Origin of the sequence: Peribacillus sp. NPDC096622, from assembly GCF_044762665.1 — a bacterium.
GTDB lineage: Bacteria > Bacillota > Bacilli > Bacillales > DSM-1321 > Peribacillus > Peribacillus frigoritolerans_B.
This window is the reverse complement of sequence record NZ_JBIWES010000001.1, coordinates 406,775-425,211: the sequence shown is the minus strand read 5'-3', so window position 1 is coordinate 425,211 and position 18,437 is coordinate 406,775. Positions and strand designations below refer to the sequence as shown.

Below are 18,437 nucleotides of genomic sequence, written 5' to 3'. Positions count from 1 at the left end.
ATTAGATTGGATCTCTGGGATCCCATTGGATGGTGAATATCACTTTTTTTGCGCGGCGTTTGATTTCTTCCGTTGATTCGCTGAGGAATTTCTTTTGCAGTGTAAACTGCTCGGCAAGGAAACCGGCTTCAAGCTGGAAGTGACAATCAGGGTGTAAATCCAGGCGGCGGCTGATTATTTCACCCGTCAGGGATAATTCCATTTCGTGTTTCGTATACTTCAAGATTTCCAGATTGCCCCACCCAGCGCTTTGGAAAAATTCAATCACTTCCTGATCGCCATTCAATGGGAATTTTCTTGCTAATTGTTTACCTGCCCAATAGAGGATTTGATTAGAGTCTTTTCCGAGAATATCGTTCAATAGAACTTCTCTGATTAATTCGTATCCGAAAGCTGGAACCAGGAATTCTTCAGTTTGAATTTCTTCAGTTTGAATCTCTTCTTCTATCGCAGCAGCAATATTTTTTTTCATAATTTATCGCCTCTTTCTGTAAATCTATTATAAACGTATTTCTTTTGCAAATTATACTGTTTTTTATTTATTTAAATAACAATTGGAAAAAAATGAGAAATTATACCGAGATATTAATAGGTAAATTAGAAATTTATTCAAAATATCACCTTGACAAACAAAAAATAGCCAATTTAATCCAAAAAAATCTATTCTGAAAAAGAGATTTCTTGTATCCGTTTTCTTGACGCACATAGAAGTCAGGAGTAAAATGGACATGTCACATAATTGTAAAGGAAGTATAGAGGATTTTTTTTTGACTCTATACTGTATTTTCACGCGGAGATAAAAGGTAGCCACCAGATTATCTTTGCATGATTTTTCACAAATTAAGGGGGGGCACTTAGTGGCAAAGAATCGTGAGTTTGGGAATCGCAGGCTTCATTCACTTCTAGGAGTAATTCCAATTGGTCTATTCCTAATTTTTCATTTATCGGTAAACTTTATGGCAACAAAAGGAGAAGAAACATTTAATGGGGCAGTTCATTTAATTGAGTTTACACCCGTGAAGATTTTGGTGGAATGGGTCGTCATCTATCTACCGCTCATTTTCCATGCTGTGTACGGAATTTATATTGCCTTTACAGCAAAAAACAATTTAGGCAGATTTAGTTTCTTCCGTAACTGGATGTTCATGCTGCAACGCTTAACTGGAATCATAACATTGATTTTCCTTGTTTGGCATATATGGGCAACTAGAATTCAAGCAGCTATGGGTGCTGAAGTTAACTTTGACATGATGGCGGATATTTTCTCTAGTCCATTCATGCTTGTGTTCTATATTGTTGGTGTTATCTCGGCAATCTTCCACTTTGCTAATGGATTATGGTCATTTGCTGTGAGCTGGGGTCTGACAGTTTCACCAAGATCGCAAAGAATCATGACTTACTTTACATTGATCGTTTTCGTTCTTCTTTCTTATATCGGAATCAGCGCAATTTTCGCTTTTGTATAAGAAGATAGAGTTCATTTATAAGTATTAGGAAAAACATAGCTTGGCTAATGGAAATAAGGGAGTGACAGAATTGGGTAAAGGTAAAATAGTTATCGTTGGTGGAGGTCTAGCTGGATTAATGGCTACGATCAAAGCAGCAGAGCTGGGACAACAGGTTGATTTATTTTCTTTAGTGCCTGTTAAACGCTCTCACTCAGTTTGTGCCCAAGGCGGAATCAACGGGGCAGTAAATACAAAAGGTGAAGGGGATTCTCCATATATCCACTTCGACGATACAGTTTATGGCGGAGATTTCTTGGCTAACCAACCGCCGGTTAAAGCGATGTGCGAAGCAGCACCATCGATCATCCATATGTTTGACCGTATGGGTGTAATGTTCAACCGTACTCCGGAAGGTCTTCTTGATTTCCGTCGTTTCGGTGGTACTCAACATAGCCGTACAGCATTCGCTGGTGCAACAACTGGTCAGCAATTACTTTACGCATTGGACGAGCAGGTTCGCCGTTATGAAGTGGAAGGCCTTGTAACGAAATATGAAGGCTGGGAATTCCTTGGAGCTGTCATCGATGATGAGCAAACAGCACGCGGTATCGTAGCTCAAAACCTGACTTCAATGGAAATCAAATCATTCCCTGGCGACGCAGTCATCATGGCAAGCGGCGGCCCTGGAATCATTTTCGGTAAATCAACCAACTCAATGATCAATACAGGATCAGCAGCTTCCATCGTGTATCAACAAGGTGTAAATTATGCAAATGGTGAGTTCATTCAAATTCACCCGACAGCAATCCCTGGCGATGACAAACTTCGTCTAATGAGTGAATCCGCTCGTGGTGAAGGTGGACGTATCTGGACATATAAAGACGGAAAACCTTGGTATTTCCTTGAAGAAAAATACCCTGCTTATGGTAATCTAGTACCTCGTGATATCGCGACTCGTGAAATTTTCGACGTATGCATGAACATGAAGCTTGGCATTAATGGTGAAAACATGGTTTACCTGGATCTATCACATAAAGATCCTAAATTACTTGATATTAAACTTGGCGGAATCATTGAAATCTACGAGAAATTCATGGGTGAAGATCCTCGTAAAGTTCCAATGAAAATTTTCCCTGCCGTTCACTATTCTATGGGCGGACTTTGGGTTGATTATGACCAAATGACTAACATCAAAGGTTTATTCGCTGCAGGTGAGTGTGATTACTCACAACATGGCGGTAACCGTCTTGGTGCTAACTCACTTCTTTCTGCAATCTATGGTGGTTCAGTCGCTGGACCGAATGCCGTTAAATATATTGAAGGCCTTGATAAAACTTCAGAATCCATTCCTTCTTCATTGTATGAAGGGTACGAAAAACAAGAACAAGAGAAATGGAATGAAGTCATGTCTCTTGATGGTAACGAAAATGCGTACGTCCTTCACAAAGAACTTGGTGAGTGGATGACACAGCATGTTACTGTAGTTCGTTACAATGACAAGCTGAAAGAAACGGATAACAAGATTCTTGAGCTGATGGAACGTTACAAGAAAATTAACATCAATGACACGGCAAAATGGAGTAACCAAGGGGCTGCATTCACTAGACAGCTGCAAAACATGATGCAATTGGCTCGTGTTATCACTATTGGTGCGTTAAACCGTGATGAAAGCCGCGGAGCACATTACAAACCTGATTTCCCAGAACGTAATGATGAGGAATTCATGAAAACTACTATGGCAACATTCAAAGGCTTGGATCAAGCACCTGAATTCCATTATGAAGATATTGATGTATCACTGATCGCACCGCGTAAACGTGACTACACTACGAAACACTAAAGAGGGGGAGCAAAAAAATGGTTGAAACTAAATCTGAGACTAAAACAGTCCGTTTTATAATCACTCGTCAAGATACACCGGATTCAGCTCCTTATGATGAGGAATTCGAATTAGCGTACCGTCCGAATATGAACGTAATTTCCGCTCTAATGGAAATTCGTCGTAATCCAGTAACTGTACAAGGAAAGCACACTACAGCAATCGCATGGGACATGAACTGTCTTGAAGAGGTGTGTGGTGCTTGTTCAATGGTTATCAATGGTAAACCAAGACAATCATGTACAGCTCTTATCGATCAATTGGAGCAGCCGGTTCGTCTAGCTCCAATGCGTACATTCCCTGTTGTTCGTGACCTGCAAGTCGATCGCAGCCGTATGTTCGACTCATTGAAAAAGGTAAAAGCATGGATTCCAATCGATGGAACGTACAATCTTGGACCAGGACCGCGTATGCCAGAAAAGAAACGTCAATGGGCTTACGAGTTATCTAAATGTATGACTTGCGGTGTTTGTTTGGAAGCTTGTCCGAACGTAAACAGCAATTCAGACTTCATGGGGCCACAACCATTATCACAAGTTCGTTTATTCAACGCACATCCAACTGGTGCAATGAACAAAGCTGAACGTTTAAATACGATCATGGGTGATGGGGGACTTGCAAACTGCGGTAACTCACAAAACTGTGTGCAGTCTTGCCCTAAAGGCATTCCGTTAACGACTTCGATTGCAGCGTTGAACCGTGATACTACGATCCAACAATTCCGTAACTTCTTCGGAAGCGATGAAGTTTAATAAAGAACATGAAAGAACCTATATCTTATGATATGGGTTCTTTTTTTTCTCTTTGTTTTGAACCTTGGGGTCCCATGGCAGTAAGAACGATTGATAACTAGGATCGAAGTGTAAATGGTTTGCGGCAATGGCTCCAGCAAAGGCTGAAGGATTTGATTAATGAAGTGAGCAATAAGCAATTTAAACGGTTTTAAGTATAAAATACTTTTCAATATCGTTGTTTTCTTATAAAATGAGTGAATAGTCATTCAATTCAGAAAGGGTGTGCCAAGATGGGCAAAATATCATATATCGATAATATAACGGAGTGGATCAATGATTTTTCTTTTAAACATGAGATTAAGGTCCGTTTTTCAGAAACTGATATGTTTGGGCACTTGAATAACACGATTCCTTTTACTTATTTTGAGGAAGCTCGGATTGAGTATTTCAACAGTATGGGGTTCATGAAGGAGTGGACCTCGGCTGAATGCGGTGAGATGCCGGTTGTTGCCAATTTACAGTGTGATTACCTTAAGCAGGTGTTTTTCAATGATCAATTGACGATCCATGTGAAAGCTGACCATATCGGAAATTCTTCAGTGGACATACATTATATGGGGACCAAACAAGATGGTTCAATTTGTTTAACGGGCAGGGGGACGATTGTGCAAGTTTCCAAGGCCACCGGGAAGCCGGTGCCTTGGACGGAAGACATGAAGCGATCGATGCTGCATACTGTGCTGGAACATTCCTGAAAATATTTCCAATTAGACAAGTAAAAGAGTCACTCCATTGCCCCAGCCGACATACTATATCTTGACTAAATAGACACCCACTCCGGGTTTTATGCTGGTGAAGGCAAGGAGGGTAACATTACTTGAAGGAGAACGAATTCACTCATAAGCCATTACTCACCAAAAGAGAAAAAGAAGTATTTGAGTTACTAGTACAAGACAAAACAACAAAAGAAATCGCAGGTGAATTGTTTATTAGCGAAAAAACAGTTCGAAACCATATTTCGAATGCGATGCAGAAGCTTGGAGTTAAAGGACGTTCGCAGGCAGTCATAGAACTCCTTCGTATGGGAGAACTTAAGCTTTAATGTGTTAACTCTTAATGCGTAAGCCTTATAAATAATTTTTCTCCCGTTCATTGGCAGCATATAAGGAAGGGCAAAACGACTTGGTTGTTTTGACTTCTTTGGATGCTGCTTATTTTAATGAAGGGGGTTTCATTATGATTCCAGTCAATCAATCTTGAAAATCATTTCACTTTCATCCAAAATGGTAGTATGATAAGTTTCATGAAGTGGGGAGCTGTGTTTATGGATGAAGAGAAGCAAGCGGCATATGTAGCCGATATCGAGAAGGAATTGCGCTATGTATCGTCATGGCTTAAGCAAAGGGGAAGAGAAATTCTCCATGATTATAAAATTACCATTCCTCAATTCGTTGCTTTGCAATGGCTTTTTGAATCAGGCGACATGACGATTGGCGAATTGTCCACGAAGATGTTTCTCGCCTTCAGTACAACGACGGACTTGATTGACCGCATGGAGAAACATCAACTTGTCCAGCGTGTCAGGGATGAAAAGGACCGGCGTGTGGTTCGAATTCACCTTCTTGAAGAAGGTGAACGGATAATCGAAGAAGTGATTAATAAACGGAAGCAGTACTTGAGTGGTGTGTTAGTCAATTTTAGCGAATCTGACATCATGTCCCTCAAAGGGATTCTAGTAAAACTACATCAAGAAATGAAAGAAAAATGAGGCGAGTTTTTTGAAACAACCGATAGGCATCATTGATTCAGGGGTAGGCGGTTTGACAGTAGCTAAAGAAGTCATGCGTCAGCTTCCAAATGAAAATATAATTTACTTAGGTGATACAGCAAGATGCCCTTATGGGCCGAGGACAAAAAAAGATGTCCAAACCTTCACATGGCAAATGACGAGGTTTTTGATGAAGAAGGATATAAAAATGCTGATCATCGCTTGCAATACAGCGACTGCAGCTGTACTGGATGAAATCAGGGCTATACTTCCGATTCCTGTGTTGGGTGTCATTCATCCAGGGGCAAGGGCGGCATTGAAAGTTTCTGATTCCTTGCATATTGGAGTTATTGGTACGGAAGGTACGGTAAAAAGCAAAGCTTATGACGATGCACTTGCCTCCATCAATTCCGATGTGAAAGTAGATAGTTTAGCATGCCCGAAATTTGTCCCAATCGTAGAAAGCGGGGAGTTTCAAGGGGGAATCGTCAATAGGGTCGTGGCACAAACCTTGAACCCGTTGAAGAAAACGAAGATCGATACACTGATCCTTGGCTGTACCCATTATCCACTGCTGGGGCCTGTAATCTCTTCCTATATGGGGGATGAAGTACAAGTCATTTCCTCTGGGGAGGAGACGGCCCGTGAGGCAAGTGTCATTTTGGATTACTATAAATTAATCAACAAAAGCAAGCTCCGTCCAGTTCATCATTTTTATACAACCGGTTCAAGAGATATGTTTGGTTCCATCGCGTCGAGCTGGCTCGGTATTCATGTCGATGACATCGAAACAATTAAAATCGATCACTTATAAGGCTTCCATTTGGAAGTCTTTTTTTATGAGGGGAAAAAATGAAAAAGCATATTGTTATGCATATAGCTACAAGCCTGATGGATATATTGCTAGAGAGGATGGAAGCATTGATTGGCTTGAAGAGACAGAAGGGGAAGGGACATTGGATACGGTCTATAATAGTATCGATACGGTAATCATGGGAAATAAGACATATCAATAGATTCATACTTTGGCAGAAGAACTTCCCTATCAAGATAAAGCCTGCTATGTCTTTTCAAGAAGCGGGAAAGGGAAAGAAGGATATGTGGAGTTTGTGAACGAATCTGGCTTGTCGGTGGTGCAGAATTTGTGAGTGATTTCATGAGGGGAATGCAGGTGTATGAAATGATCCTGTCCATCCCTTCCGATTATACTGGGGGACGGAATTCGATTGTTCCAATCAGGAAGTCCCGATATCCCAATGAAGCTAAGATGCAGCAGTACGGGCAAATTGCTCAGCTCCATTATCAGAGAGAAAAAAATAATTGGTCTATTTTCCCCTAGGGCTCGTATAAATAGGAGTACAAACTGTCCTAGGAGTGATTTTATGTCCAATAAATCAAAAGTAACAATGGCTGTGACCATTCTGGCATCTTCTTTTTGGCTTTCGGGCTGCGGATTATTTGGCGGTGAAGAGAAAAAGGAAATTGATCCGCCAAAGGATGTTTCATTAGTCGAGGATGAATCTTCATTAAAAGAAACAGAAACGAATGGTGAAGAAAAGCCAGCGACTGATGGAGAAGAAGGCGCTGTAGAATCGAAAACAGTGAAGACGGAGTTATATTTAATTGATAAAAGCGGGTATGTGGTTCCACAGACATTGGAACTTCCTAAATCGGAAGCTGTCGCTAAACAGGCCCTTGATTACCTTGTCAATAACGGACCAGTCACGGATAAACTTCCAAATGGATTCAGGGCGGTCATTCCTGCCGATACCCAAATAAGCGTGAACATTAAAGACGGAGTGGCTGTGGCGGACTTTTCGCCGGAGTTCAAAAACTATCAGAAAGAGGATGAACTTAAAATCCTTCAAGCCATTACATGGACTCTGACACAATTCGACTCGGTCGAAAAAATTCAAATGAGAATCAATGGGGAAGATATTTCCGAAATGCCGGTCAATGGCACACCGATAGATGAAAATATCTCAAGGTCGTCAGGAATCAATATCGATACGAGTGACGTAGTCGACATTTCCAATACCAAAGCACTGACCGTTTATTATGTAGGCGGTGACGAGGAGTACACCTATTATGTTCCGGTGACGCGCAGGATCAGCGAAACGGTGTCTGATAATGTTACAGCCGTCATTCAGGAATTAACGAAGAGTCCTTCGGGTTCCAACTTGCAAACAGGGTTCATGAGTGATGTAGCTTTACTTGACGAGCCTAAAGTGGCAGAAGGTAAGGTCAGCCTGAATTTTAACGAAAATATCCTTGGAAGCTTTAAAGAGAAAAAGGTATCACAAGAAGTCCTTGATGCCTTGGTCCTTTCCTTAACGGAACAGAAGGGAATTGAAAGCGTTGAAGTGCAAGTGCAGGGCAGCGCAGATGTTCTTAATGAAGAAGGCAAGAAATTATCCGAACCAGTGGTCCGCCCAGAGAAAGTCAACACAGGCAGTTTTTAAATATATATAGGAATAGCACAATGAGGCAGCCTGCAGCTGCCTCTTATTTTTTTTAATACCCATACTATAAATCGAAAATAAATTCAAACAAATGAGAAAGTTAATTGCAGTTATAGTTATTGGATGTCAACTCTTTTTGACGACTGGATGCTGGGGAATGAAGGAAATTCAAGCACAAACATATGAATCTGCCTTGGGGATTGATTATAAAAAGGGTGAATTTATCTTATACTTTCAAGCGTTGAATTTTACGGATATAGCAAAACAAGAATGGGCCCCTTCCTTACAACAAAAAGCTTCTGCTCTTATTGGAGAAGCTAAAGGGGAAAGTATAGAAGAAGCATATAGTGAATTAGAACAAAATGCAGCATTACCTCTTTATATCGGACATGTTAACTCCTTCATTTTAAGTAAGGATGTAATCAATAAGAAAATGAAGGAGTTCATTGAGTATGTAGGAAAAGAGCCTTTATTGCGGTACAATTCATGGTTATTTGTTACAAACGAGGATATTAAAAAGGTTTTTGACAGTGAAAGTTTCTATAATCTTCCTAACCTATTCTCGATTCTTCAAAGGCCAGAGACCGTTACAAATGAAAACTATTTCATTCCCCCATTAAAATTCAGTGAACTTGTTTCGAAATTTTATCAACCGGTGGGTTCCATATTAATTCCTTCAATAGTCATAAATGAGCATCATTACTCAGAGGCCGGGAAAGAAAAAAAGATACCATCGTTAAATGGTGGGTATGTTTTATCAAAGCAACAGTACAAAGGGTTCGTAAGTAAACAAGATTTAATAGGTTTAAAATGGGTTGAAAAAAAGGCGACAATGATTTTTTTTCCCCTGAAAAAACAAAAAATAAGTATTGAAATATTGAAACCTAAAACAAAAATCATTGTATTGGAACAAGATAAGAGACCCTTATATGATTTAGAAGTTAGTGCAAATGGTATATTGAAACTAAATATAGATAACTTGGACATGAATAAAATTGAAAAAAATAGAAATGAAAATTAAGGTAGATATTTTGAAGACATTGGAGACATTGGAGAAAATCAATACAGACCTTTTTAACATAAGTGAAAAGGCATACAGATACCATGTCAATAAGTGGGATAATGAAATGATTAATTCCTTTGATAAAACTTCAATAAATGACATAAAGATATTCACATTGAACATAGTGAAAATTACAAACGTCAGACTACAATTTTCGGGGTTATTGCAAAAGCGGGAGTTGTGTTAGACTTAAACTAACTGGAAAATTCAGCGGCCGTTGTTTATCATGAATGGCAGAGCTGAATTCGTCCGTTTGGCACTGGAGAAGAAGCGGCTTTTACAAATAACGAGTTACAGCAAATTCTTTCTTAGCCCAAAAAAGAGCTCTCACGCCGATAAAATAAAAAAGGGTGAAATCAAAAATGAAGACAGTAATCATTGCAACGAAAAATAAAGGGAAAGCCAAGGAGTTTGAAAGCTTATTCTCTGCTAAAGGATATGAAGTCAAAACACTTCTCGATGTACCGGATGCTCCGGATGTTGAGGAAACAGGCACAACTTTTGAAGAAAATGCGATCCTGAAGGCAGAGGCCATTGCCCATCAGCTAGGCCACTTTGTCATTGCAGATGATTCCGGATTGATTGTAGATGCATTGGAGGGCCGTCCGGGCGTATATTCTGCGCGCTATGCTGGAGAGTCAAAGAGTGATGAAGCGAACACGGAAAAAGTCCTCCGGGAACTGGAAGGCGTGCCAAAAGAGGATAGGACGGCGAGATTTTATTGCGCCTTGGCACTCGCGTCACCTAACCAGGAAACGATTACGGTATCGGGAACGATGGAAGGCTTGATTACGGAACAGCCTTCAGGAACGAATGGATTTGGATATGATCCCATCTTTTATGTTGAGGAACAGGGCAAAACAAACGCCGAATTAACAAAAGAGGAAAAAAACAAAATCAGCCACCGTGCCAACGCATTGAGGGCTCTAGATGAAAAACTTGATCTATTTCTAAAAAGGGAAGAAGGTATGTGACGATGAAAGTGCTAATAATGAGTGACAGTCATGGCTTAACTCATGAAATCAGCATGATAACCGACCGTCATAAACAAGAAGTGGCAGCCATGATCCATTGCGGTGATTCAGAGTTGGAAAGAAATGACCCTTACATGTCGGAGTTCTTAGCCGTTCGCGGGAATTGTGACTATGATTCGGCATATCCGAATGACATTGTGGAGAACATCGCAGGCAAGCGTTTCTTCCTTACACATGGACACCTCTATAACATAAATATGACCTTGATGAACCTGGCTTATAAAAGTGAAGAGACAGGGGCGGATATTATTTGCTTTGGTCACTCTCACGCTGCAGGCTCCGAATTGATTGACGGCAAGCTCTTCATCAACCCGGGAAGCATACGTCAGCCGCGTGGACGAAATGAGAAAACCTATGCCATTTTGGATATCGGAAATGACGAACTTGAAATCATCTATTATGACCTTGAAGGAAAAATCGTTGAGGAGCTAAGAAATGCTTATCAAATGGAATGACTTCATGTATAATGAACAGGAAGCGTTTTTCCCCGCTTCCTGGGTCATAAAAAAAGAAAAAAACTTTTTATGAAAAACCGTTGACTTTCTTTTGATATCCTACTATAATAAGAAGTGTCCTAAGGGAACAGTTAAGGTAATACATAAGTTTTACCGCAACTTATATCATAAACGTCTCAGTAGCTCAGCTGGATAGAGCAACGCCCTTCTAAGGCGTCGGTCGGGAGTTCGAATCTCTCCTGGGACACTAACTTAAAAAAGCCAAAACCTTCTAAGGTTTTGGCTTTTTTTCTTTTTGAACTGTTTAAGTTAACGAAAGTAATTTGGAATGGAATGAAGAAAGGTGCCTTTTGATTTGCATCGTTTAAACGTTAATATTCGTATAACGATAAGAAGTTTATTTCATATTTGTCGCAGGTGGATGATCTTTTATGTCGAACTTGTTATAAATAAGGAGATGTTTAAATGAATAAAGATAGACTATTCAAGTTCATTCAAACTTCCACTCGGGGCAATTTCTTCTCAGTCGAAATATCCGAAGATGGAACTGAAGTGGTCCGATTGGCCAAGGAATTAGAAAAAGAAGGAAGAATCAAGTTGAGGGAATGCAAACGAAAAGAACAAATTGTTTATCTGGAAGGAATACTTAAGTTTGTTCCTAGCTAATACTTAATGAGCTCTAACGAAGGATTTATATTAGGAATCTCATTCGCTCCGCAGAAAAAAGGCATCCATAATCGGATGCCTTTTTTTATATCAAATTCTATTTAATGTTTGGAGATTTTTTTTAATGGTTTCACGGTTTTTGATTATAGCCGTCTTTAATTCTTCGACGGGTGAACTTTTATCATCTTCTTCACTAAGCTGCATCGTATTTTGTATAAGTAATTCAATCGTATCGCGTAATTCTGGCAGTGATACCTTGAATTGTTCAGATAAATGTTGTAATGCCTGGTGTAAATCGGTGTTATGGATTGGTGGAACAATCGCATCGTTTTCATCTTTCAATAATATATCCTCCTCTATGGCTTCTTCACGCTTATATAGCATATTATTGGGGGAATTACGCTTATTATTCATTATACTATATCGCCATAGTCCCTTGGGAATCAGTTAATTGATGTCGAATTCGCCTGACAGCTGTATGATATGAAGCCCCTTCTGACTATCAAGATCAAATGCTTTGCCGGAATTATAAATAAATCAGAAAAATATTGACATAATACAAACAAATTAATATTATGTTTATTATATCGTAAACTTTATAGGGAAGTGTTTGTTTTATGAAGGACGCTGAAATGTTTTGGGGCGCATCTCAGGATGAGCTTAAACAAGGGTACATCGAAGGTGAGAATCAATATGTTTGTTTGTTGTGTGGTAATGCAATTGAAAAGGGGATCGTATACCCGAAAGATGGTGTTCTTTATGAAGCAAAGAGGTATATGCGAATTCATATTGAACATGCGCACAGCTCCGTTTTTGAATACTTGATTGATCTCGATAAAAAACTTACAGGTCTCACGGACCATCAAAATCGCCTTCTTCGCCTTTTTTACCAAGGGAAGAATGATGCTGAGGTTCAGGAGGAAATGGGGATTGGCAGTCCGTCCACCATTCGGAACCATCGTTTTGTTTTGAAAGAGAAAGAGCGTCAAGCTAAGTTGTTTTTAGCTCTGATGGAACTTCTGAAAGGTAAAGATGAACATGCTCCGGCATTTATCCCGCTTCATCAAAAAGCAAGGATGGTCGATGATCGTTATAACGTTACCGAGGATGAAAAGGTGAATGTGCTGAAAAAATACTTCCCTAAAGGCAGTCAGGATGAATTAAAGTCTTTCCCGCCAAAGGAAAAACAAAGGCTGATCATTCTCCAAGAAATTATGAACCGTTTTGAAAATGAGCGGAGATACGAAGAAAAAGAAATCAATCAAATATTGGGTGCCGTTTATCATGATCATGTCCTATTGAGAAGGTATTTAATAGAATATGGATTCTTGGATAGAAAGCCTGATGGGAGCCAATATTGGCTGAAGAAATGATGACTGGAGGCAAGAAAGATGGATCGTAAAAAAGAACTGAAGCAATTATATAAAGAAACGAAAGTTGAAGCAGGTGTATACCAAATCAGAAATACGGTAAATGATAAAGTCTTTATCGGAAGCACCAGGAATTTAAAGACGTTGAAGGGGAAACAATTTGAATTGGAAAATGGAACAAACACCAATAAAGTGCTGCAAGGTGAGTGGAACCAATATGGGAAAGATGCTTTTTCTTTTGAGGTACTGGAGGTATTGGAGCCAAAAGAAACAGGATTTTTTGATGCTAAACGGGAATTGAAAAAACTTGAAGAAATGTGGCTGGAAAAAATACAGCCATACGAAGAACGGGGATACAATAGAATGAAATCGAACTGACTTGTACGTAGCCTTTAGAGATTCTCCTTGATTCCCAGCTGCCGATTTACCTTTGATGCATTTCTTTCTTATTTCTTTATGAAAAGTAAGGTATTATGGAAGCGGATGGTAATATATTTTAGTGTTAATGATTAGGAGGTGCTGGGATGGAAAATGGCGATGGATATCTACGGGCGAAAAAAAGGGTTGAAAACCTTAAGGCATTCTACATTCATCTAATGGTGTATGTATTGGTGAATGTCATGTTGATTGCGATTAACCTATTGACGGATCCTGGTTATTGGTGGTTCCTTTATCCCCTTGGAGGGTGGGGGATTGGTGTTCTGATACATGGAATTACCATTCTTGCGCAAGGGAACTTCGGGTCTGAGTGGGAAGAAAGAAAAATAAAAGAATATATGGAAAAGGATAAAAAGAACGGCTGAATTTTGGCGTGTTCAAAACAGGGAGTCATTTGTGGCTCTTTTTTTGTGGAAAAATAATCGGTGGATCTCACTTGTTGTAAGTTTTTAAATGGTTTAAGCTAGTAATGGGGGACCTATCTATGAAAAAGGGGGAAACCCGTGGAGGACCTTCACTAAATAATAATTAATCTTAGGAGTTGCGAATGAAAAAAATAGGATGGACCATAACGGGAATAGGGGCAATCATGGCGCTGGGGGCCTTGCTTTATCCTTTGAATGTTATTGATAAAACTCTATGTATATATTTATTGCTCGGCGGTGCAGGGCTAATGTTTGTCGGGTCAATGTTCAGGGCCTTTTCGCTCCTGAAAAGATGACTGATTTTACGTTTGATAAAAACGCTCGATTAAGGTGATGACATGGAGAAAAACCAATTGAAATATGCCCAGCAGCATCTGGCTAATGAACGCACCTTCTTGGCGTGGATAAGGACGGTGATTGCAATAGTTGGAGTTGGTTTTCTTGCGACAAGCCTCCACTTTACGATTGGTGTGCATCGGGATGCCCGGATTGACTTGATCAGCATCGTGCTGGGGATGTTTGCTTGTGCATTGGGACTTGTGATTACCGTTCTGGCGACAATCGGTTATCTTCAGAAGAAACGGCAAATCAATGAAGGGACGTTTGAGCCTTCAAGTGCGCACGTAATTCTAATCGCTGTTTTTATGGTCATATTGTTATCGATGATCATTTTATATTTTGTTTTCATTTAAAACTGTCCTAACCTAAATAGGGCAGTTTTTTTAGTTTCTGCTATTATATGCTTATTCTTACATCATTACGGAAAGATTTCTTCCATTAACTTAATGCCAACAAAAAACGAAAGCTTGAAAAACACTGTATTTCAGGTTATGAAAGAATCATCCAGACTGTATATAAATTCGAAGAAAACGAGTTTGCCTGTAATTTTATGGCGGTTACAATTTGGACGTTGATTTCCGGTCCAGGCACTCGCTTCCCGCAGGAGTCTCGCGCCTTCCTCTACAATCAACTTCGTTACTTAAGGAGTTGAAGGTATTGCTACTTTGGGTCCGTTGGTTCGGGAGCATCATTTAATGAAAGATACGTTTTCCGGACCCCTTTTGTCGACTAAATGGAATAATTAAAACCTTTTTATTATATTAAATACAGTGTTGAGCACGTTAGCCATGGTGAAAGGGTATATAAGCGGCAAAATTGATCAAGTTTTGTCTTTTGACTTCCTTGAAAAAATATCATAAACCATCATGAGATTGTGAATAAACTTCACATGGGTAATGCTAATTTTATAACCCTTGGAGTACTTTACTTTATTCAATTTCAATCACGTTTTAAATATTTGTTTATTTTTCCATTTTGTGAGATATGATAAAGAGGAACTAAAAGGAGGTCATCGAGATGGTGGATATCAAAAAAGGCGAAAGTTCTTTTTTTGTCGAAGAATCTGGTGAGAAACTAGCGGAAATTACATTCTTTAAATCAGGTGATGAAGAGATCACGGTCGATCATACCGTCGTTTCTGACAAGCTTCGCGGGCAAAAGGTAGGGAATTCCCTTGTTGAAAAGGTAATAGGATTCGCAAGGGAGGAAAACCTGAAAATTGTTCCGGTATGTTCGTTCGTTCAAAAACAATTTGAAAAAAATGCAGAATACGAGGATGTATTGGCAAAATGAACCAGAGGGCTGACTTAGGGGATGATTAATATCGCCTGTGTTCAGCCCTTTACCATTTTTTTAGATAATCTTCACACCTCCAATAAAATAATAGTAAAGCCTTTCCGCCTACGTATGCACGCATTTAATATAGGGGAGGTGCCAGGATGGCCATCAAATTACAAACCCTATTGAATCGTGCAAAGGGAAATATGGGAAGCGGTATGAATCCAGTCGTGAACGAGACGATACTTGAAGTGTTGAAATTAGCTTATGAAGTGGGGATATTTGTTCAAATAACGGCTGGTTATCGAAGTTTCCGAGAACAAAATGAATTGTATGAACGAGGCAGAACGAATAAATCAAAGCAATCGTGACTTATGCCAGAGGAGGCCAATCCTTGCATAACTATGGCCTTGCTGTTGATTTTGTCATTGTCATTGTTAGTGATGGCGGCAAGCGGGCATTATGGACAGAGGGCGAAAAGTGGACAAGTGTAGCAGCCATAGCAAAATCCCTGGGATTTGTTTGGGGAGGGGATTTTGAATGGTTCCGTGATTTTGTGCATCTTGGAATGTCAGGCGGTTTATCCACGAGAGACCTTCAAAAGGGATGGAGGCCGAATCTTGTATCAAGAGTGGCGTCAGCGAACAGTGAAAATGAAGCTGAAAGGGAAAATGGATGATCCGCTATTTGAGAAATCCGATACTGGTGACTGGCATCATGTGGATAGTTTACGAATATTTCAGTGGAGAAGTTTGTTATCACATGAATGATTTTAATGGGATATCTGATGTTTTTAAAAATTAAAAATTGAAAAAACTTTTTTTGCAGAATGTGGCCATGATAGGTATGTAAGCGGATACAACAAATCTTTCAATTTAGAATTATCAAAAAATTTAAAAAAACCTGTTGACTACTACCTGAAATACACGTAAGATAATCACAAATACAAGACATCAAACATAAGCGTTTCGAAAAATATGAATAATGCGAAAAGCATTGAAGAGGATAAGTAGTCTTTTAAAAAGGCAGTCACAGAGAGCCGGGTAGCTGAGAGCCGGTATTGTCCCGAAAGATGAACTCACCTTGGAGTTTCAGCTTGAACGTCAGACTAGTAGAGCTGAACGGGTGCGTACCAGTACCCGTTACCAAAACAGAGAATAGTGTAGTCTATTCAAAGTGCGCATGGAGTTTCATGCGAAAAAGGGTGGTACCGTGGAGTGGCTCATCAAGCCTTTTCACCCCTTTAACTTGCCGAGTGCAAGTACATTTGGGGTGAAAAGGCTTTTTTGTATGCATAAAAAGCTGAAAATTCTGAATGTTAAGAAAACATTCAGTGGAAAAGCGAAGGAGGTTTTTTACGAAATGACACAAAAGTCAGTTGTTGCTGATCGGAAAAGTGGAAAGACACATTATAGTGGTGCCGAATTTCTGCTGGATGCATTGAAAAAGGAAAATGTTGAAGTCATCTTTGGTTATCCGGGAGGTTCTGTATTGCCGATTTATGACAAGCTTTACAGTTCAGAACTTTTTCATATTTTGACAAGGCACGAACAGGGTGCCATTCATGCAGCGGAAGGATACGCCAGGATTACCGGCAAGCCGGGGGTGGTCATAGTCACATCCGGTCCAGGGGCAACGAACATCGTCACCGGTTTGGCCGATGCGATGATCGACTCTTTACCGCTAGTGGTAATTTCGGGTCAGGTAGCTACCAGTGTAATTGGCTCGGATGCTTTCCAGGAAGCCGATGTACTGGGGATTACTACACCGATCACAAAACATAACTATCAGGTAAGGAAGCCGGAAGACCTTCCGCGCATTATAAAAGAAGCTTTTTATATCGCTTCCAGCGGCCGGCCCGGTCCAGTATTAATCGATATACCTAAGGATATGGCCATTATAAAAGGTGTAGCGACGGATGAGGAGCCAGAAATGAATCTCCCGGGCTATCAGCCGACGACCAAGCCGAATTACTTACAGATCAGAAAGCTAGTTGAGGCCGTAAGCGGGGCGAAAAGACCGGTCATTCTTGCAGGGGCAGGTGTCCTGCATGCAAAGGCCTCCCATCTATTAAAGGAATATGTCGAGCAGCAAGGCATTCCCGTCGTCCACACTTTATTGGGTCTTGGGGGCTTTCCGGCGGAACATCCTCTCTTTATCGGAATGGGTGGTATGCATGGCTGCTATGCAGCAAACATGGCGTTAGCGAAATGTGATCTATTAATCAATATCGGTGCAAGGTTCGATGATCGTTTGACTGGGAATCTAGCGAAATTCGCACAGCACGCAACGGTTGCCCATATCGATATTGATCCAGCGGAAATCGGTAAAAATGTGCCGACAAAAATTCCAGTCGTCGGAAGTGCCAAGGAAGCACTCTCGGAGTTGATTGCGCAAAATGGCAAGAAACCGGAAATTGATGAATGGACTACACAGCTGACTGCATGGAATGAAAAGTTCCCATTGCGTTATACCCATGAAGAAGGCGTTCTGAAACCTCAGCGGGTCATCCAGATGCTTCATGAAAAAACGAATGGGGAGGCCATTGTTACGACGGATGTTGGACAGCATCAAATGTGGGCAGCTCAATACTATCCATTTAACAAACCGGATTCATGGGTCACTTCCGGCGGATTGGGGACGATGGGCTTTGGCTTACCATCGGCTCTCGGAGCGCAACTGGCGAATCCGAAAGCGACGGTGCTTTCCATATCGGGGGATGGCGGATTCCAGATGTGCCTGCAGGAACTTTCAGTCATTGCCGAAATGAATCTGCCAATCAAAATCATCATCGTCAACAACGGTGCGCTAGGGATGGTAAGGCAGTGGCAGGAACTCTTTCATGAAAACCGTTTCTCACACAGTATTTTTCAATCGCATCCGGATTTCGTGAAATTGGCCGATGCTTATGGAATTCCGGGATACAAGGTGACGACGGAGGAAGAAGCAAGCAACTGCCTGGATGTAGCGTTAAAGACCGATGGTCCAGTGCTGATTGATTTCCGCGTAAAACAAAATGAAAATGTCTTTCCGATGGTAGCACAAGGAAAAGGGCTAGATGAAATGGAAGGAGTTTAA

The 18,437-nt window shown here is 40.4% G+C and carries 23 protein-coding genes, 1 tRNA gene, 1 pseudogene and 1 other annotated feature; of the genes and pseudogenes, 23 read left to right on the top strand and 2 right to left on the bottom strand.

All coding sequences use genetic code 11. The annotated features are described in order from the left end of the window. Position 1: 1 nt before the first annotated feature. Positions 2 to 472, bottom strand: a complete 471-nt coding sequence (locus ACIQYG_RS02010; protein ID WP_101222837.1) for a YslB family protein — start codon at positions 470 to 472, stop codon at positions 2 to 4. A gap of 385 nt (positions 473 to 857) precedes the next feature. Between ACIQYG_RS02010 and ACIQYG_RS02005 the strand changes: the two genes are divergently transcribed. From ACIQYG_RS02005 to ACIQYG_RS01940, 14 genes and pseudogenes are all read left to right on the top strand, one after another. Further along, positions 858 to 1,466 carry a succinate dehydrogenase cytochrome b558 subunit gene (locus tag ACIQYG_RS02005; RefSeq protein ID WP_402835255.1) on the top strand — a complete coding sequence of 203 codons (609 nt, stop codon included), beginning with the start codon at positions 858 to 860 and terminating at the stop codon, positions 1,464 to 1,466. A 70-nt stretch (positions 1,467 to 1,536) separates the two neighbouring features. Then, a complete protein-coding gene (gene sdhA / locus ACIQYG_RS02000; protein ID WP_095390769.1) occupies positions 1,537 to 3,288 on the top strand; it encodes a succinate dehydrogenase flavoprotein subunit in 1,752 nt (583 codons plus the stop codon). A gap of 17 nt (positions 3,289 to 3,305) precedes the next feature. Continuing rightward, positions 3,306 to 4,079 (top strand): succinate dehydrogenase iron-sulfur subunit, encoded by a 774-nt coding sequence (gene sdhB, locus ACIQYG_RS01995; protein WP_048689018.1) that lies wholly within the window; start codon positions 3,306 to 3,308, stop codon positions 4,077 to 4,079. Between the two features lie 272 nt (positions 4,080 to 4,351). Continuing rightward, positions 4,352 to 4,816 (top strand): acyl-CoA thioesterase, encoded by a 465-nt coding sequence (locus ACIQYG_RS01990; protein ID WP_402835254.1) that lies wholly within the window; start codon positions 4,352 to 4,354, stop codon positions 4,814 to 4,816. A gap of 122 nt (positions 4,817 to 4,938) precedes the next feature. Next, on the top strand, positions 4,939 to 5,163 hold the full coding sequence (locus tag ACIQYG_RS01985) for a helix-turn-helix domain-containing protein (protein WP_028392149.1): 225 nt from the start codon (positions 4,939 to 4,941) through the stop codon (positions 5,161 to 5,163). Positions 5,164 to 5,385: 222 nt separating this feature from the next. Then, on the top strand, positions 5,386 to 5,829 hold the full coding sequence (locus ACIQYG_RS01980; protein WP_402835253.1) for a MarR family winged helix-turn-helix transcriptional regulator: 444 nt from the start codon (positions 5,386 to 5,388) through the stop codon (positions 5,827 to 5,829). A 10-nt stretch (positions 5,830 to 5,839) separates the two neighbouring features. Continuing rightward, positions 5,840 to 6,643, top strand: a complete 804-nt coding sequence (racE, locus tag ACIQYG_RS01975; protein ID WP_402835252.1) for a glutamate racemase — start codon at positions 5,840 to 5,842, stop codon at positions 6,641 to 6,643. 25 nt (positions 6,644 to 6,668) lie between these two features. Next, positions 6,669 to 6,845 carry a dihydrofolate reductase family protein gene (locus ACIQYG_RS01970; protein ID WP_402835251.1) on the top strand — a complete coding sequence of 59 codons (177 nt, stop codon included), beginning with the start codon at positions 6,669 to 6,671 and terminating at the stop codon, positions 6,843 to 6,845. Between the two features lie 366 nt (positions 6,846 to 7,211). Further along, complete coding sequence (locus tag ACIQYG_RS01965; protein WP_402835250.1) at positions 7,212 to 8,291, top strand: GerMN domain-containing protein; 1,080 nt, start codon at positions 7,212 to 7,214, stop codon at positions 8,289 to 8,291. Positions 8,292 to 8,382: 91 nt separating this feature from the next. Then, a pseudogene (locus tag ACIQYG_RS01960) lies at positions 8,383 to 9,541 on the top strand (Ger(x)C family spore germination protein). Between the two features lie 175 nt (positions 9,542 to 9,716). Then, positions 9,717 to 10,328, top strand: a complete 612-nt coding sequence (locus ACIQYG_RS01955) for an XTP/dITP diphosphatase (RefSeq protein ID WP_402835249.1) — start codon at positions 9,717 to 9,719, stop codon at positions 10,326 to 10,328. Positions 10,329 to 10,330: 2 nt separating this feature from the next. Next, the gene (locus tag ACIQYG_RS01950; RefSeq protein WP_402835248.1) at positions 10,331 to 10,843 is read left to right on the top strand and encodes a metallophosphoesterase; all 513 of its coding nucleotides are present in this window, start codon (positions 10,331 to 10,333) and stop codon (positions 10,841 to 10,843) included. A 173-nt stretch (positions 10,844 to 11,016) separates the two neighbouring features. Continuing rightward, positions 11,017 to 11,090: transfer RNA gene (locus ACIQYG_RS01945), tRNA-Arg, on the top strand. A 218-nt stretch (positions 11,091 to 11,308) separates the two neighbouring features. Beyond that, positions 11,309 to 11,509 carry a hypothetical protein gene (locus tag ACIQYG_RS01940; RefSeq protein ID WP_402835247.1) on the top strand — a complete coding sequence of 67 codons (201 nt, stop codon included), beginning with the start codon at positions 11,309 to 11,311 and terminating at the stop codon, positions 11,507 to 11,509. Between the two features lie 90 nt (positions 11,510 to 11,599). Here ACIQYG_RS01940 and ACIQYG_RS01935 read toward each other — a convergent pair whose 3' ends face one another. Then, positions 11,600 to 11,923 carry a hypothetical protein gene (locus ACIQYG_RS01935; RefSeq protein WP_402835246.1) on the bottom strand — a complete coding sequence of 108 codons (324 nt, stop codon included), beginning with the start codon at positions 11,921 to 11,923 and terminating at the stop codon, positions 11,600 to 11,602. A gap of 203 nt (positions 11,924 to 12,126) precedes the next feature. On the opposite strand from ACIQYG_RS01935, the gene ACIQYG_RS01930 reads away from it, so the two are divergent. The 9 genes from ACIQYG_RS01930 (at position 12,127) to ilvB (ending at position 18,437) form a co-directional block, all read left to right on the top strand. Continuing rightward, a complete protein-coding gene (locus ACIQYG_RS01930) occupies positions 12,127 to 12,882 on the top strand; it encodes a DUF2087 domain-containing protein (protein ID WP_402835245.1) in 756 nt (251 codons plus the stop codon). Between the two features lie 18 nt (positions 12,883 to 12,900). Then, on the top strand, positions 12,901 to 13,257 hold the full coding sequence (locus tag ACIQYG_RS01925; RefSeq protein ID WP_402835244.1) for a GIY-YIG nuclease family protein: 357 nt from the start codon (positions 12,901 to 12,903) through the stop codon (positions 13,255 to 13,257). Between the two features lie 146 nt (positions 13,258 to 13,403). Continuing rightward, the gene (locus tag ACIQYG_RS01920) at positions 13,404 to 13,682 is read left to right on the top strand and encodes a 2TM domain-containing protein (protein ID WP_034308952.1); all 279 of its coding nucleotides are present in this window, start codon (positions 13,404 to 13,406) and stop codon (positions 13,680 to 13,682) included. A 182-nt stretch (positions 13,683 to 13,864) separates the two neighbouring features. Continuing rightward, positions 13,865 to 14,038, top strand: coding sequence for a hypothetical protein (locus ACIQYG_RS01915; protein ID WP_164855104.1), 174 nt, complete (start codon positions 13,865 to 13,867; stop codon positions 14,036 to 14,038). Between the two features lie 42 nt (positions 14,039 to 14,080). Then, a complete protein-coding gene (locus ACIQYG_RS01910) occupies positions 14,081 to 14,434 on the top strand; it encodes a YidH family protein (protein ID WP_402835243.1) in 354 nt (117 codons plus the stop codon). Between the two features lie 664 nt (positions 14,435 to 15,098). Then, complete coding sequence (locus ACIQYG_RS01905; protein ID WP_402835242.1) at positions 15,099 to 15,374, top strand: GNAT family N-acetyltransferase; 276 nt, start codon at positions 15,099 to 15,101, stop codon at positions 15,372 to 15,374. 146 nt (positions 15,375 to 15,520) lie between these two features. Further along, on the top strand, positions 15,521 to 15,730 hold the full coding sequence (locus ACIQYG_RS01900) for a M15 family metallopeptidase domain-containing protein (protein WP_402835241.1): 210 nt from the start codon (positions 15,521 to 15,523) through the stop codon (positions 15,728 to 15,730). A 23-nt stretch (positions 15,731 to 15,753) separates the two neighbouring features. Then, on the top strand, positions 15,754 to 16,038 hold the full coding sequence (locus ACIQYG_RS01895) for a M15 family metallopeptidase (protein ID WP_402835240.1): 285 nt from the start codon (positions 15,754 to 15,756) through the stop codon (positions 16,036 to 16,038). A gap of 308 nt (positions 16,039 to 16,346) precedes the next feature. Further along, positions 16,347 to 16,605 (top strand) — a binding site (T-box leader). 116 nt (positions 16,606 to 16,721) lie between these two features. Next, entirely contained in the window at positions 16,722 to 18,437 is a 1,716-nt protein-coding gene (gene ilvB / locus ACIQYG_RS01890) for an acetolactate synthase large subunit (protein WP_402835239.1), read from the top strand.

Excerpts from the sequence above, each read along its gene's own strand:
- ACIQYG_RS02010 (WP_101222837.1), bottom strand. The coding sequence starts at position 472 with ATGAAAAAAAATATTGCTGCTGCGATAGAAGAAGAGATTCAAACTGAA.
- sdhB (WP_048689018.1), top strand. The coding sequence starts at position 3,306 with ATGGTTGAAACTAAATCTGAGACTAAAACAGTCCGTTTTATAATCACT.
- ACIQYG_RS01990 (WP_402835254.1), top strand. The coding sequence starts at position 4,352 with ATGGGCAAAATATCATATATCGATAATATAACGGAGTGGATCAATGAT.
- ACIQYG_RS01980 (WP_402835253.1), top strand. The coding sequence starts at position 5,386 with ATGGATGAAGAGAAGCAAGCGGCATATGTAGCCGATATCGAGAAGGAA.
- ACIQYG_RS01970 (WP_402835251.1), top strand. The coding sequence starts at position 6,669 with ATGAGGGGAAAAAATGAAAAAGCATATTGTTATGCATATAGCTACAAG.
- ACIQYG_RS01965 (WP_402835250.1), top strand. The coding sequence starts at position 7,212 with ATGTCCAATAAATCAAAAGTAACAATGGCTGTGACCATTCTGGCATCT.
- ACIQYG_RS01955 (WP_402835249.1), top strand. The coding sequence starts at position 9,717 with ATGAAGACAGTAATCATTGCAACGAAAAATAAAGGGAAAGCCAAGGAG.
- ACIQYG_RS01950 (WP_402835248.1), top strand. The coding sequence starts at position 10,331 with ATGAAAGTGCTAATAATGAGTGACAGTCATGGCTTAACTCATGAAATC.
- ACIQYG_RS01940 (WP_402835247.1), top strand. The coding sequence starts at position 11,309 with ATGAATAAAGATAGACTATTCAAGTTCATTCAAACTTCCACTCGGGGC.
- ACIQYG_RS01935 (WP_402835246.1), bottom strand. The coding sequence starts at position 11,923 with ATGAATAATAAGCGTAATTCCCCCAATAATATGCTATATAAGCGTGAA.
- ACIQYG_RS01930 (WP_402835245.1), top strand. The coding sequence starts at position 12,127 with ATGAAGGACGCTGAAATGTTTTGGGGCGCATCTCAGGATGAGCTTAAA.
- ACIQYG_RS01925 (WP_402835244.1), top strand. The coding sequence starts at position 12,901 with ATGGATCGTAAAAAAGAACTGAAGCAATTATATAAAGAAACGAAAGTT.
- ACIQYG_RS01920 (WP_034308952.1), top strand. The coding sequence starts at position 13,404 with ATGGAAAATGGCGATGGATATCTACGGGCGAAAAAAAGGGTTGAAAAC.
- ACIQYG_RS01915 (WP_164855104.1), top strand. The coding sequence starts at position 13,865 with ATGAAAAAAATAGGATGGACCATAACGGGAATAGGGGCAATCATGGCG.
- ACIQYG_RS01910 (WP_402835243.1), top strand. The coding sequence starts at position 14,081 with ATGGAGAAAAACCAATTGAAATATGCCCAGCAGCATCTGGCTAATGAA.
- ACIQYG_RS01905 (WP_402835242.1), top strand. The coding sequence starts at position 15,099 with ATGGTGGATATCAAAAAAGGCGAAAGTTCTTTTTTTGTCGAAGAATCT.
- ACIQYG_RS01900 (WP_402835241.1), top strand. The coding sequence starts at position 15,521 with ATGGCCATCAAATTACAAACCCTATTGAATCGTGCAAAGGGAAATATG.
- ilvB (WP_402835239.1), top strand. The coding sequence starts at position 16,722 with ATGACACAAAAGTCAGTTGTTGCTGATCGGAAAAGTGGAAAGACACAT.